Origin of the sequence: Anaerotruncus sp. 1XD42-93 (genome assembly GCF_009917605.1) — a bacterium.
GTDB lineage: Bacteria > Bacillota > Clostridia > Oscillospirales > Ruminococcaceae > Anaerotruncus.
Genome location: NZ_QZEG01000004.1, coordinates 79,314 through 92,730, shown reverse-complemented (window position 1 = coordinate 92,730; position 13,417 = coordinate 79,314). Strand labels below are relative to the sequence as shown.

Sequence of the window (13,417 nt, the reverse complement as noted above, 5' to 3'; positions counted from 1 at the left end):
CGCCGCATTCATCAATCAGGAAAAGGTAAATTGTTCATTCTCCCAGGTGCAGATGATCTTATCCCCCGCCTTGATCGTGCCATGCAGCATTTCATCCGCGAGTTTATCCTCGATCTTCGCCTGAATCGCCCGGCGCAGCGGCCTCGCCCCGTAAACAGGGTCGAATCCATCGGTTGAGATCCGTTCGGTCGCGGACGGTGTGAACTGGATCTCGATCGACAGCCCTGCCAGCCGGGTCTTTAGCCCGTCGAGCATGTTATCGGCAATCTTATGGATTTCCGACCGGCTCAGTTTGTGGAAAACGATGATCTCATCCACACGGTTGAGAAACTCGGGTTTAAACTCCTTTTTCAGCTCCCCAATCATCATCCTGCGCACCAGCTCCTGCTGTTTCTCCACCGCCTCCCGGCCCTCTCCGCCCTGTGAAAACCCAAGGCTTTTCTGTTCACTGAGCAGGCGTGCGCCGACATTCGAGGTCATAATGATGATCGTGTTTTTAAAGCTCACCCGCCTGCCCTGCGAATCGGTCAGCATCCCATCCTCAAGGATTTGCAGGAGCATATTGAAGAAATCCGGGTGCGCCTTTTCGATCTCGTCGAAGAGAAGCACCGAATAGGGCCTGCGGCGCACCTTCTCGGTAAGCTGTCCGCCCTCTTCATAGCCGACGTATCCAGGAGGCGGTCCGACCAGCTTGGAAACCGCGTGTTTCTCCATATATTCGGACATGTCCAGCCGGATCATTGAGTGGGGGTCGCCGAACATGCACTTGGCCAGCGCCTTGCAAAGCTCGGTTTTGCCCACGCCGGTCGGGCCGAGGAAGATGAACGAACCGAGCGGCCGCGCGGGGTCGTGCAGGCCGACCCGGGACCGGCGGATCGCGCTTGCGACTGCGTGCACCGCCTGTTCCTGCCCGACCACCATCTCATGAAGGGATTCCTCGAGGTGGAGCAGGCGTTCGCTCTGCTCTTCGGTCAGGCGGGTCACATCCACGCCGGTCATGTCCGATACCAATACTGCGATCTCGTCCGAAGAAAGGCAGAGCCCGCCGTCCCCTCCCGGACCATCCCACCCCTTTTGCAGGCGTTTGATCCGGTTTTTCAGCTCGGACTCCCGGTCCCGGATGCTGGCGGCAAACTCGAAATCCTGCGTTGTAATCGCGCTTTCCTTCTCGGATTTGAGCGCATCCAGCTTCTGCTCCAGCTCGCGCAGGCTCCCCGGATTGCCGGCCGCGTGCATCTTTGCGCGGGAGCACGCCTCGTCGATCAGGTCAATCGCTTTGTCGGGCAGGCGGCGGTCCGCGATATACCGCGCCGAGAGGGAAACCGCTGCCTGGATCGCCTCATCCGAAATCCGCATCTTGTGGTGGTTCTCGTACCGCTCCCGCAGCCCTTTGATGATCTCCACCGCGTCCTCCTCGGAGGGTTCCTCAACCATCACGCTCTGGAACCGTCGTTCGAGTGCGCTGTCCTTCTCGATAAACTTCCGGTATTCGTCAATCGTGGTCGCACCAACCAGTTGGAATTCCCCGCGCGCGAGCTGGGGTTTCAGGATATTTGCCGCGTCCACCGCGCCCTCTGCCGCGCCGGTGCCGATGATGGTGTGCAGCTCGTCGATAAAGAGGATCACATTCCCTGCCGCCACCACCTCGTCGATCGTGTTTTTGATCCGCTCTTCAAAATCCCCCCGGTATTTGGTCCCTGCAACCATCGCGGTCAGGTCGAGCGCGGCAAACCGCTTGTTCTGCAGCTGAGGCGGTACCTTCAGCTCCACGATCCGCCGGGCAATCCCTTCGGCCACCGCCGTTTTTCCCACCCCGGCTTCCCCGATCAGGCAGGGGTTGTTCTTGGTGCGCCGGGTGAGAATCTGGAGCACCCGTTCGATCTCCTTCTCCCGGCCAACCACCGGGTCCAGCCTGCCCTGACGCGCCAGTTCGGTCAGGTCCCGGCTGTACTTATCGAGCAGAGGGGTCTTGACCGCCGGCTTCGCACGAACAGGCGCAGCTTTTTTCATTCCTGTGAGGTCCGCACCGATCATCTGGGTGAACTCGGTGAGCTGTTTGACCACCGATTCCGGGTCGATCGAGAGCTGCCGCAAAAACCGCACCGCATAGCTCTCACTCTCCTTGAGGAGGTTGATGAGGATATGCTCGGTGCCAGCCGCCTGCACGCCGCTCATCCGGGTCTGCATCAGCGCCTGCTCGAGGATCCGCTTACACCGCGGCGTGATGTCGGATGGGGAAAGCACCGACTGTATCCCGCGTCCCACTGTCTTGATCAGCAGTTCCCGCACCTTGTCGGCGGTGACATCACATTTCAGCAGTACGGTGTAGGCCACCCCGCTGCCTTCTACGAGCAGCCCCAGCAGCAGATGTTCGCTCCCGATATAGGTGTGCCCCAGCGCGGAGGCTTCCTCAATCGCACAGTTGATCGCGGCGTTCGCCTTTGGCGTAAAGCCGTTGAATTTAAACAAAAGATCACCCCACAAATATCTGTATGCGACTTACGCTCATAATATTGGCAGATGTGCTCCGCTCTATTCGCCTGCCGGTAAATTGCGGGCTGTAACCCAATCCGGGCCTCTGACATAGTATAAGTTGAAATCACAATTAGGAGGTCATTCTTCATGGGATGCAATAACAATTTCGGCGGCAACTACTTCTGGATCATTATCCTCATCATCATTATCTTCGGCTGGGGCGGCAGCGGCAGTGGGTTCGGTCTTGCGAACAATGGCTGCTGCAACAACGGTTGTGGCTGCAACGGCTGCTGCAACAACGAAGGCAATGGCTGCTGCAACAATGGATGTGGCTGCTGCAACAACGGCTGTGCGACCCCTTACACAAATAACTGCGGTTGTGGCTGCGGCTGCTAACCGTCGGAATCCTGACAAAGGGCTGGATGCAGATGCGTCCAGCCCTTTTTTTGCGCCTGTGAGGGGCGCTGTTGTTTTGTTATTTTCCATACCTCTTTTTACGGTAGGAACGGGAGATATTCAGTCCCACCGAAACCGCAATGCAGATCAGCATGAATGCCGGGATCAGCCAGCGGCTGTATTCCTCGTCCGCCGAGAGCAGCTCGGTCCACGCCTGATCGACCGCGAGGTTCATCTCGGACGGGAGATCCACCCACAGCTCGGTCTTTGAGATCACCTCTTCCGATGGATAGGCAACCGGGTTTCCTGTCACCTCCTCCGGGAGGATCGCCAGCGCAGCGGTGTTGGGGGAGCTGTAACCGATATACTCGGCATTCGCCGCCCCCACTTCGGCTTCGAGCATAAAGTTGATGAACATTTCCGCGCACTCCTTTTCCCGGGAGCCTTTGGGAATGACAAGCGCATCCACAAACCGGTTGGTCCCCTCCTCCGGGACGAAATACCCAAGGTCCTCGTTGTCCGCCATCATCGTAATGGCATCCCCCGCATAATAGGGCGCAATCGCCGCTTCTCCGCCGATCATCTTGTCGAAAATCTCGTCCATCACATATGCCTGTACCAGCATCTTCTGTTCCTTGAGCAGCTCGAGCGCCTCGGAAAGATGCTGGGTGTTCTGAGGATTCATCGGGTAGCCGAGCCGTTTGAGCGCGATTCCGAAGTCGTCCCGCGGATTGGAAAACATCAGGATGTCGCCGAGATATTTCTGGTTCCAGAGCAGGTCCCATCCACCGATGTCCTCCTCGTCCACCACCGTCTTGTTATAGATCACGCCAATCGTTCCCCATGTATAGGGCACAGAATATTCGTTGGACGGGTCGTACACCAGGTTTCGGAAATCGCTGCTGATGTTTTCAAAGTTGGGAATATTGTCAAAATCGAGCTTTTCGAGCATCCCTTCCCGGATCATCCGGGCGATCATGTAATCGCTCGGCACAATGACGTCATAGCTTGCGCCGCCGTTGCGCAGGCGCGCATAGACCTCCTCGTTGGTGGAAAAGGTCGTATAGTTGACCTTGATGCCGGTCAGCTGCTCAAACTCGGAGATCACGGCCAGGCTGTCGTCCGACCCGTCAGAGATATACTCCCCCCAGTTATGGACATTGATCGACTTTCCCTGTCCCTGAAACCGGGTGTAGTAACCCGTATCCCCGACCTGTACCTCCGCCGAAACCGGCAGAGCGGCACCCGTCAGCAACAGCACCGCGGTGCAGAAAAGGCAGATCATCTTTTTCATATCCCCATCCCCCTTCTGCCCCGCTGGTTTTCACGCTCAATGCGGGTGTCATGGAGGTTGACCAGCAGAAGCACAGTGAGCACCACCATAAAGATGATGGCGGAAAGCGCGTTGATTTCGGGGCTGACCTTGCGGCGGGTCATCGCAAAGATGGTGATTGGAAGGGTCTGGGAGGTCGCGCCCGCCACGAAATAGCTGATGATAAAATCGTCGAGCGAGTAGGTGAACGCCATCAGAAATCCGGACAGGATGCCGGGCAGGATTTCGGGGATCACCACCTTGAAAAATGCCTGTGACGGGCTGCACCCGAGGTCCTGCGCCGCCTCGTAGACATACATGTCCATCTGCCGCAGCTTGGGCATGACATTCAGGATCACATACGGGATGTTAAAGGTCACATGCGCGAGGATCAGCGTCACAAACCCGAACTCGATCTGGAGGCCGATCGACTTCACCCAGACGAAAAGCAGCATCAGCGAAACGCCGATGATGATTTCCGGGTTGATGACCGGCATATAGGTGATATTCATAATCAGGCTGCGCTGCCACCGCTTCATATTGACGATGCCGATGGCGGCAAGGGTGCCGATCACTGTCGCAATGATCGAGGAGATCACCGCGATAATCAGCGTGTTAATCAGCGAATTGATAATGACTTCATTCGTGAACAGCCTGCGGTACCAGTTTAATGTAAAACCGGTCCATGCGCCGCGCGATTTGGACTGGTTGAACGAAAAGACGATCAAAACCGCAATCGGGGCATAGAGAAACGCCATTGTGACCCAAACATAGGATTTGGAAAGCCATTTCATTTCAGCATCTCCCCCTTCTCTTCGTCGCCAAACTGGTTGGTGATGCTCATACAGAGCAGGATCATCACCATCAGCACAAGGGAGATTGCTGCACCCAGGTTGGGGTTATAGGCATTGCCCAGAAATTGCAGGTCAATCAGATCCCCAATCAGAAGGTTCCCGCCGCCGCCCAGCATCCGGGAGATGATAAAGGTGGAGACCGACGGCACAAACACCTGGATAATCCCGGTTGATATCCCGGGCAAGGTGAGGGGCAGCAGCACCCTGATAAGCACCTGGACCCCGTTGCAGCCGAGATCCTGTGCCGCCTCAATCAATGCATTGGGAATCTTGGTCATTACCGAGTAGAGCGGCAGGATCATGAACGGGAGATAGTTGTATACCATGCCGAGTACAACCGCGCCCTGCGTGTTGATCATCTCGAGCGGGCCGATTCCGAACTGTGCAAGGAACCGGTTGATCAGGCCGTTCTTTTCCAGAATGGTCATCCATGCGTAGGTGCGGAGCAGAAAGTTCATCCACATCGGCAGCATGACCAGCATTACCATCGTGCGCTGCCCGGAACCGCTTTTGCGGGAGATGATAAAAGCCAGAGGATAGGCGATCAACAGGCAGAGAACCGTAGCAATAAACGCCAGCCAGACCGACCGCACCAAAACCGGGGTGTATTCCCCCACCTGAGAGATATAGTCGATGGTAAAAGCCCCATCGGGGGTAGTAACCGCATAGTAGGCGACCAGAAGAAGCGGAACCAGAATGAAAATAACCATCCAGAGCAGGTATGGGATGGCGGTAGCTCTTGTTTTCATCATTCCACCTCCATCTTCCGCATGATATGGATGTCGAACGGTGCAACCTCCATTCCAATAAACGCGCCGGGCTGCTCACTTCTGGTTGAATGGATCATCCATTTATAACCATGCGCGTCCACAATCATCTCGTAGTGTACCCCTTTGAAGATCACCGATTCTACCATGCCGCTCAAGGGGGCATTCTCCGGGTCAATCACCTTGATGTCCTCCGGGCGGATCACAACATCCACCCGCTCGAGTTTGCCGAACCCCTTGTCCACACAGTCGAACTTCCTGCCCGCAAACTCCACCAGGCAGTCCTCAAACATCACTCCGTCCAGAATATTGCTCTCTCCGATAAAATCAGCGACAAACGCATTCTTCGGTTCATTATAAATATCCTGCGGACTTCCCACCTGCTGGATGTCCCCATCATTCATAACAACGACGGTATCCGACATGGTGAGCGCTTCCTCCTGGTCATGGGTCACATAAATGAAGGTGATTTCAAGCGTCTGCTGTATCCGTTTCAGCTCAATCTGCATCTCCTTGCGCAGCTTGAGGTCCAACGCCCCCAACGGTTCATCCAGCAGCAGTACCCGCGGATGGTTGACCAGCGCGCGTGCAATCGCGATCCTCTGCTGCTGTCCGCCCGAAAGCTGGTGGATGTTGCGGCGGTCATACCCCGCAAGGTTTACCAGCTCCAGCATCTCCTGTACACGGGCTTTCCGTTCATTTTCCGGTACCTTGCGCAGCTTCAGCCCAAACTCAACATTTTCAAACACATTCAGATGCGGAAACAGCGCATAGCGTTGGAACACTGTATTGACATTCCGTTTATGCGGCGGCAGGTCGTTGATCCGAAGTCCGTCAAAAAAAACGTCACCCGACTTGGGATGGACAAATCCACCGATCGTCCGGAGGGTTGTGGTCTTTCCACAGCCGGACGGGCCAAGCAGGGTAACGAACTCCTTGTCACGGATGTCGAGATCCAATCCGACGAGAATGGGTTCCCCATCAAAATCGACCGAAATGTCTCTCAGGCTTACAATATTGCTTTCTTTCATTTATGCATCCCCCTTTGCGGAATTTAGGCCGTCTTTACGACCCCCGATGATTTCTTACCACTTACCCGCAAAAGGTTTTAGACCGCCCTTCAGATTTGACGGTCCTAATCGCAGCGAAACCGTTGACACCAGTCTCGCCCGTTATTAGGTGGTAAATTGTCATCGATTTTGAATTGCAGATGCAAAAACTGCATACACAATATAGCAATTACTGCCTATATTGTCAAGTATTTTTCTCGATTTTCCTTCTTTTTTTCTACAAATATTCTCATTTTTAGATTTTTATTTAGAATATCTCTCTTATTCTTAAATAAACGTTGAAATTCTCATTTTTTCTTTGATTTTTAATTTCATTTTTTTAGAATAAACAATATAGATAAATATATACATATTATCTACCTTCTATTTGTATAGTTTGTTCCCCATACTTCCTCTTGATTTTTTTAAATAATTATGGTAATATAAGAAAGCTGTATCACAGCTTTTCTCCGGATATGGCGCAGTTTGGTAGCGCGCTACCTTGGGGTGGTAGAGGCCGTGGGTTCAAGTCCCGCTATTCGGACCATGCGGAGTGTCCTTATAGGATTTGAGTATCCTTGTGGGACACTCCGCATTATTTTTGCTCAAAATCCTATATGGCAATCCGCTCCGGGGAGTAGCTGACGGCTACTCCTTTTCTCGTTCCCATGGTGATCTCCGCAAACGGGATTTTCCGGCGGTCAGGGACGGAGAAAGCGCCGATACAGTTGTAATAGATGGTGATATGCTGGGTGGTAACGCCGTCCTGCTTTTCCGCATGGTACACGTCGATATGGTCAATCGGCTCCGCTACCATGCGCATCCACGGTCAGATATATTTTGGCGTTAAGCCCCCTTGCATAAAGAATTACGAAACAGGTTCTAAGGGAGGAACTCATCCAGGTTTTCGGGGGTCACCACGGCGTATTCTGTCCGGATATATTTCCCATTTTTCAGCCCTTCTATCCCGTTGAGCCCTTCCCCGGCGGAGAGTGCGCAGGCGAGATCGAGCATCGCGGACGCCTGCGCCGATGCATTGTTGCGCACCGTCCCCTTGAGGGTCCCCTCTGCGATCGCTTCCAAAGCGGGCGGCGTCGCATCCACCCCCACGACAAACGGGAGCTGATCCTCCGACATTCCCGCCTCAAAGCAGGCGTCAATCGCGCCGAGCGCCATGTCGTCGTTGTTGGCAAACACCACTTCGACCTGCTGCCCGATCTGTTTGAGCCACTGGGCCATCCGGGTATGCGCCTGCCCGCGCTGCCAGTTTGCGGAATCGTTCGCGAGCTTCTCGACCGGCACCCATGCTTTGGTCAGCGCTTTGATACTGTTTTCGGTGCGCAGCAGCGTGTCCTGATGCCCCGGCTCCCCTTCCAGCATCACATATTGGAGAAGGCCGTCCCCGTTGCGGTCGATCAGGCCGCGGTCAGCCTTCCACACATCCCGCACGATTCCGCCCTGAAGCAGCCCCGACTGCTCCGCATCCGACCCGACATAAAACACTTTATCCCACCGCATCAGGTCTTCTTCCACCGGCTCCCGGTTGAAAAAGATCAGCGGCACGTTGGATGCACGCGCCTTATCGATCAGCACTGCGGCCGCGGTACGGTCCACGATGTTGACGCAGACCACATCATAGCCCTGCTTCAGAAAACGCTCAATCTGTTCATTCTGCGCCGCCTGGCTGCCCCGCCCATCCGCAATATTCAGGTTGAGCTTTCGGTCCGCTGTTTCCCGCTCTTTCGCCTGCTGTTCGAGATTCTGAACAATGGTTGAAAGGAAGGTGTCATCCTGCTGGTAGAGCGCCACGCCGATCCGTACCGTTTCCGGTTCTTCCTCCGCGCACCCGGCCAGACAGCAAAAACCGATTGCCGCCAGCAGGGCCATCCTTCTCAAAAATGAATGGTTCATTGCTGTCACCTCTGCATGGCTCCTACCGCGTGACCGGGAAGAGCAGCTTTTCATGGTTGGAATCATACATATTCTCCTGCCGGGAAATCAGAAAGGGCAGCGGCTCCACCGCCTGCTGCGGCGCATCCCGCGCCGCCTGTGCCGCTGCTTCGACCGCCAGATACCCGGCCGCGAACTCATTCTGGGAGGCGATCGCCATGATCTCCCCGCGTTCAAGGCCCGAGACCACCACATTGGTGCCGCCCATCCCATAAAGCAGCGGCGGCTTTTCAAACTCCCGCGCCAGCCGCGCCGCAGATTCGAGCGTTTCCGAATCAAAGGCAACCACTGCATCGGGCGGGTCGGTGCGGTACCTCTCTGACAGAAACTCGCCCAGGTCGTGTGCGTCCGGGATACCGAGCGCTTCCGCCCGCCTCCCATTTTCCTCCAGGATGCGTGCGGCCTGTGACAGGCGCTGTGCCATACCTGAACTGCCTGGAACGCTGTCGAGCAGCAGGACCGTCCCGCCGAGCGGCACCCCGTTGATCGCGGCACGCCCCAGCGCTTCCCCCAGTGCGGCGTTGTCCGCCGAAATACAGGCAACCGCCCCGCTGGCAGACATATCCGATTCGATCGTCACAACTGTGGTTTCTGCCGCTGCCCGCCGCACATCGCCCGAGAGTGCTTCGGTATCCGCTGGCACCAATATGATCCCGTCGGCGCCGCCTTCCACTTCACGCGCAAGCAGGCTGCTCTGTTCGCCCGCATGGTTGGGGCGGTCGAGCGCCAGAAAACGCAGCTCCGCGCCCAGATCGACCGCCGCCTGTTCCATACCCTGCCGCGCCGGCCAGCTGGCACTGTCGGCCCCCCGAAGGATGACGGAAAGAGACAAAAGTTCCTGTTTCCGGTGCAGGCCGGGCGGATCGAATGCAACCATTGAGAGCAGCACCCCCATCCCGAACAGGGAGAGCACTCCCATCTGAAAGATATGTCTGCGTTTCATCCGGCTTCCCCTTTCCCCGTTCCTGCATCGGGCGTTTTGAGCGCCGGAACCCGGATACGGACAACAGTCCCGTTGTCCGGCTCGCTCTGGATGGTCACACCGTACGGCTCCCCGAAGGTCAGCCGGATGCGCTGGTGGACATTTCGCAGGCCGATTCCCGAACCTTTGGACCCCGGCGGGCTGTACTCCTGGTCCAGCAGACGGTCAGCCAGTTCCTTTGGCATACCCGGCCCGTTATCCGCCACCTCGATCACCAGGTCGCCGTTTTCCAGAAAGGCATGGATCAGGATTTCGCCTTCCCCGTCCGCATAGGCCATCCCGTGGTAGATCGCGTTTTCCAGAATCGGCTGGACCACCAGTTTGATCGTATAAAGCGCCGGTACGCCGTCCTCAGCCGAAATCCGGGCGGTGAACCGGTTTTTGTACCGCATCTGCTGGATGGTGAGGTAGTGCCGGGCATGTTCCAGCTCATCCGCAACCGGGATAATCATTTTTCCCTTGCTTAACGAAATCCGGAACAGCCGCGCGAGGGAGGTCACCATCCGGACCGACTCGTCAGTCCGCCCATTTTCGGTCATCCAGATCACCGAATCCAGCGTATTATAGAGGAAATGCGGGTTGATCTGGGAATGGAGCACATCCAGTTCGCTCCGGCGTTTCTGCTGCTCCTGTTCAATGATGTCGTCCATCAGATGGTGCATGGTCGAGACCAGTGAGTCGATCGAGCGGCCAAGGTGCTCGATCTCATACGGGCCGCTGACATTGAAATCCACTTCGGTGCTTCCGGCTTCCAGCTCTTTGACCGACCGGTCGAGCGCCTTGATCGGCACCGAAATGCCCTCGGACAGACGCAGATTGATAAACGCAAGCAGAAAGACCGAGAAAAGCACCACAAACAATGCAAAGAGGAACAGCTGGTCATAGTCGTCCAGCATCCCGTCGAGCGGTACCACACCGACCAGTTTCCAGCCGGTATACCCCACCGTCCGGACGATCACCTGCCGCTGCCTGCCTTGGAACAGTTCTTCGTGGCTGCCATCCGGATACTGTGCAGCCTGGAGATTGTTTTCCTCCAGCAGGTCCGAATAGATCAGCTGCTGACGCGGATGGTAGATGATCTCGCCGTTTCCGTCGATCAGGTAGAGGTACCCTCCCGAGGGAGAAAGCTCCACATCCTTACAGATCTGCTCGATCCCGCCAAAGTTCATATCCACCAGCAGCACCCCGCTCTCGGTCCGGCCGCCGCGGGTCAGTCCGACCTGCCGGCTGAGCGACACCACCCACCGGTAGCGATAATCCGGGTCTTCAAACAGGTTCTGAACATGCGGGGTGGAAAAATGCAGGTTCTCGATCTTTCCCTGCGCGGAGAGGAACCACTCCTGCCACTGCGGGGAAATGCTGTTTTTCAGGGTGGAAAGAGGGGCAACCGAAACCAGCTCCCCCTTTTGAGAAAAAACCGCAATCGACACCAACATGTCCCGGTTCCCCTCGTAGAGCAGGTTCAGCTCGGTATCAATCGTGTCGGTCTCCAGGTCTATCCGCTTGATGACCCGGTAATAGGCCGTATCCGACATCCGCATCATGCTGCGCAGGTAGGAATCGAGGTGCAGGTTGACCTGCGCCATCACCCGCTCGCTGCTCTCGGCGAGCTGATGGTTGGTCGAAACCGAAAACCGCAGGAACAGCGACAGGCCAAGAAAGACCATGCCAGTCACCGCGACCGCTGTAAACGAGAGGGAAAGGATCATCTGGATGCTCGATCTGCGGTAAAAGCTCCGCCACCGCTCCACCATCCGGCCGATCAGCCTGCGCATTTTCTCTTCCCCCTTTTCCGGCATATCATGAAAACGCTGAAAAAGAACCCTCCTGACCCTTTTCCAGCCTGCGGCGATCCTGCCATAGAAAGCCGCCTGCAGCAGCTTCCATCCCGCATCAGGCACACGCTGTGTGATGGCGTGTAAAAGCCCGCCACTGAAAACAGGTACCTGTTTTCCAGTATGCTGACCATATCACCCACCGCGGAATCTGGTCGGAGACAGGCCAAAATGTTTTTTAAAGACATAGCTGAAATAGTTCGGGTCCAGATACCCTGTCTTTTCCGCGATCAGATAGGTTTTGTCCTCGCTGTTGCGCAGCAGGTCGGCCGCGTGTTCCATCCGCACCTGTGTCACATAGGCGGTAAAGCTCATGTCGGTTTCCCGCTTGAACAGGGTCGAAAAGTAGGCGGGACTCAGGTGCAGATAGGCGCAGAGGGTTTCGACCGAAAGGTCGGTTTCCGCATAGTGGCCTTCGATAAACGCCTTGGCTTTCTCGACCGTACGGCCTGTGGAATCGGTCCTGCGCCGGCCGAGCAGCTCATGGATGCGCAGGCACCGGTCAACGCACCAGTTTTCCAGCTCCTCAATCGAATCAAAATCGGTGATCTGTACCGCGCCGGTAAACCCCTCGCCAAAAACCGACTCCATCTCCAGCCCCGCTCCACGGGTCAGGCGCAGCAGGCTGGTGAAGAGCTCGAGAAAAAACAGGTGGCACTGCGGGAGCGCCAGCCCGGCCTCGCGGATTTTGCCCGCCAGACGGCTCACCACCGCGCGTACCTCCTCCGGCGTGCCGAGTTTGACCGCCCCGACCAGCTCCCGCTCGTCGTTCTCGTCAAAGGTGGACGCTGTCCCGCTGTCCGGTTCCAGGTCCCCGATGTAAATCGCGCGCCCGGCGCCCACCAACACCCGGTAGTCGAGCGCGCTGCGTGCGCCCGCAGCCGCGAGCGGGATTTCCCCGATTGCGGTGCAGGGCAGGCCGACCCCCACCGTCAGGGTGAGGTTCAGATAACTTTTTGCCAGCTTGCAGACCCGGTTGACCTCCTCGGTCAGACGGTACATCTGCGGGCTGTGGTCGAACCCCGCCAGCAGCGCGACCGAATCCCCATAGAGGAACGCCCGGCAGGTACAGCCCTGCTGCGCATACAGGTTGTCCTCAAGGAATGCCCGCACCGAGAGGGCAAGCAGTTCCCCGCGCTCGTCCGGGCTGTCAAACTGCGCCATACCAACCGTCCACGCACAGCCGCTGAGGTCGATGTCGTAGCGCGCCGCGCGGGCTGCTGCCTGTTCTGCGCGGATGCGCCCGTCCAGCAGCTGGGTATAGAACAATTCACGCAGGATCGGGAGCGATTCCTCGTACTGCCTCCGGAGGGTTTCCAGGTTCTGGACCTCTGCGCGATGCGCGTCGAGCTGCTTTTTCAGCCTGTCCAGTACCTCCGAAAGCTCCTGTGCGCTGATCGGCTTGAGAATGTATTCAAAGACGTTCATCTGGATCGCCTGTTTTGCATATTCAAAGTCGTCAAAGCCGGAAAACAGCACAAATCTGGCTGCCGGAAGGCTCCGGGTCAGGATGCGGCAGAGTTCCAGTCCATCCATAAACGGCATCCGGATGTCGGTCAGAACAACATCCGGGCGGAGCTGTTCCGCCAGTTCAAGGGCTTCCTGTCCGTTTTCTGCCTCCCCGACCAGCGAGAAGCCAAGCGATTCCCAGTCCATCTTGCGGCTGATGCCGACCCGGATGTCCTCTTCGTCATCCACCAGAAGTACGCGGTAGGGCTGCATACCTGTCCCCCTTTTTCATTCTTTGAAATACTTCGATTATACTACAAATCCGCTTTAGATGCCATACCCCAAGAG

The 13,417-nt window shown here is 56.6% G+C and carries 11 protein-coding genes and 1 tRNA gene; 2 read left to right on the top strand and 10 right to left on the bottom strand.

Translation table 11 applies throughout. The annotated features are described in order from the left end of the window. Positions 1–15: 15 nt before the first annotated feature. Complete coding sequence (locus tag D5269_RS02905; RefSeq protein WP_016314834.1) at positions 16–2,469, bottom strand: ATP-dependent Clp protease ATP-binding subunit; 2,454 nt, start codon at positions 2,467–2,469, stop codon at positions 16–18. 153 nt (positions 2,470–2,622) lie between these two features. On the opposite strand from D5269_RS02905, the gene D5269_RS02900 reads away from it, so the two are divergent. Beyond that, positions 2,623–2,871 carry a hypothetical protein gene (locus tag D5269_RS02900; protein WP_016314833.1) on the top strand — a complete coding sequence of 83 codons (249 nt, stop codon included), beginning with the start codon at positions 2,623–2,625 and terminating at the stop codon, positions 2,869–2,871. A 79-nt stretch (positions 2,872–2,950) separates the two neighbouring features. On the opposite strand, the gene D5269_RS02895 is transcribed toward D5269_RS02900, so the two are convergent. From D5269_RS02895 to D5269_RS02880, 4 genes are read right to left on the bottom strand one after another with little or no spacing between them, the layout of a single operon-like run. Continuing rightward, a complete protein-coding gene (locus tag D5269_RS02895) occupies positions 2,951–4,165 on the bottom strand; it encodes an ABC transporter substrate-binding protein (RefSeq protein WP_016314832.1) in 1,215 nt (404 codons plus the stop codon). Further along, on the bottom strand, positions 4,162–4,977 hold the full coding sequence (locus D5269_RS02890) for an ABC transporter permease (RefSeq protein WP_120482887.1): 816 nt from the start codon (positions 4,975–4,977) through the stop codon (positions 4,162–4,164). Before D5269_RS02890 ends, D5269_RS02895 begins: the two co-directional genes overlap by 4 nt. Then, on the bottom strand, positions 4,974–5,786 hold the full coding sequence (locus tag D5269_RS02885) for an ABC transporter permease (protein ID WP_016314830.1): 813 nt from the start codon (positions 5,784–5,786) through the stop codon (positions 4,974–4,976). The genes D5269_RS02890 and D5269_RS02885 overlap by 4 nt, the downstream gene beginning before the upstream one ends. Next, on the bottom strand, positions 5,786–6,835 hold the full coding sequence (locus D5269_RS02880; protein WP_016314829.1) for an ABC transporter ATP-binding protein: 1,050 nt from the start codon (positions 6,833–6,835) through the stop codon (positions 5,786–5,788). The genes D5269_RS02885 and D5269_RS02880 overlap by 1 nt, the downstream gene beginning before the upstream one ends. Positions 6,836–7,323: 488 nt before the next feature. Here D5269_RS02880 and D5269_RS02875 point away from each other — a divergent pair. After that, a tRNA-Pro gene (locus D5269_RS02875) sits at positions 7,324–7,400 on the top strand. 66 nt (positions 7,401–7,466) lie between these two features. Here D5269_RS02875 and D5269_RS02870 read toward each other — a convergent pair. The 5 genes from D5269_RS02870 to D5269_RS02850 form a co-directional block, all read right to left on the bottom strand. Beyond that, a complete protein-coding gene (locus D5269_RS02870; protein WP_243126585.1) occupies positions 7,467–7,676 on the bottom strand; it encodes a DUF4368 domain-containing protein in 210 nt (69 codons plus the stop codon). Between the two features lie 59 nt (positions 7,677–7,735). Next, a complete protein-coding gene (locus D5269_RS02865) occupies positions 7,736–8,830 on the bottom strand; it encodes a galactose ABC transporter substrate-binding protein (RefSeq protein ID WP_243126584.1) in 1,095 nt (364 codons plus the stop codon). After that, positions 8,787–9,746 (bottom strand): substrate-binding domain-containing protein, encoded by a 960-nt coding sequence (locus D5269_RS02860; protein ID WP_120482885.1) that lies wholly within the window; start codon positions 9,744–9,746, stop codon positions 8,787–8,789. The genes D5269_RS02865 and D5269_RS02860 overlap by 44 nt, the downstream gene beginning before the upstream one ends. Beyond that, a complete protein-coding gene (locus D5269_RS02855; RefSeq protein WP_120482946.1) occupies positions 9,743–11,560 on the bottom strand; it encodes a sensor histidine kinase in 1,818 nt (605 codons plus the stop codon). Before D5269_RS02855 ends, D5269_RS02860 begins: the two co-directional genes overlap by 4 nt. A gap of 195 nt (positions 11,561–11,755) precedes the next feature. Further along, entirely contained in the window at positions 11,756–13,342 is a 1,587-nt protein-coding gene (locus D5269_RS02850) for a response regulator transcription factor (RefSeq protein WP_016314824.1), read from the bottom strand. Positions 13,343–13,417 lie beyond the last annotated feature (75 nt).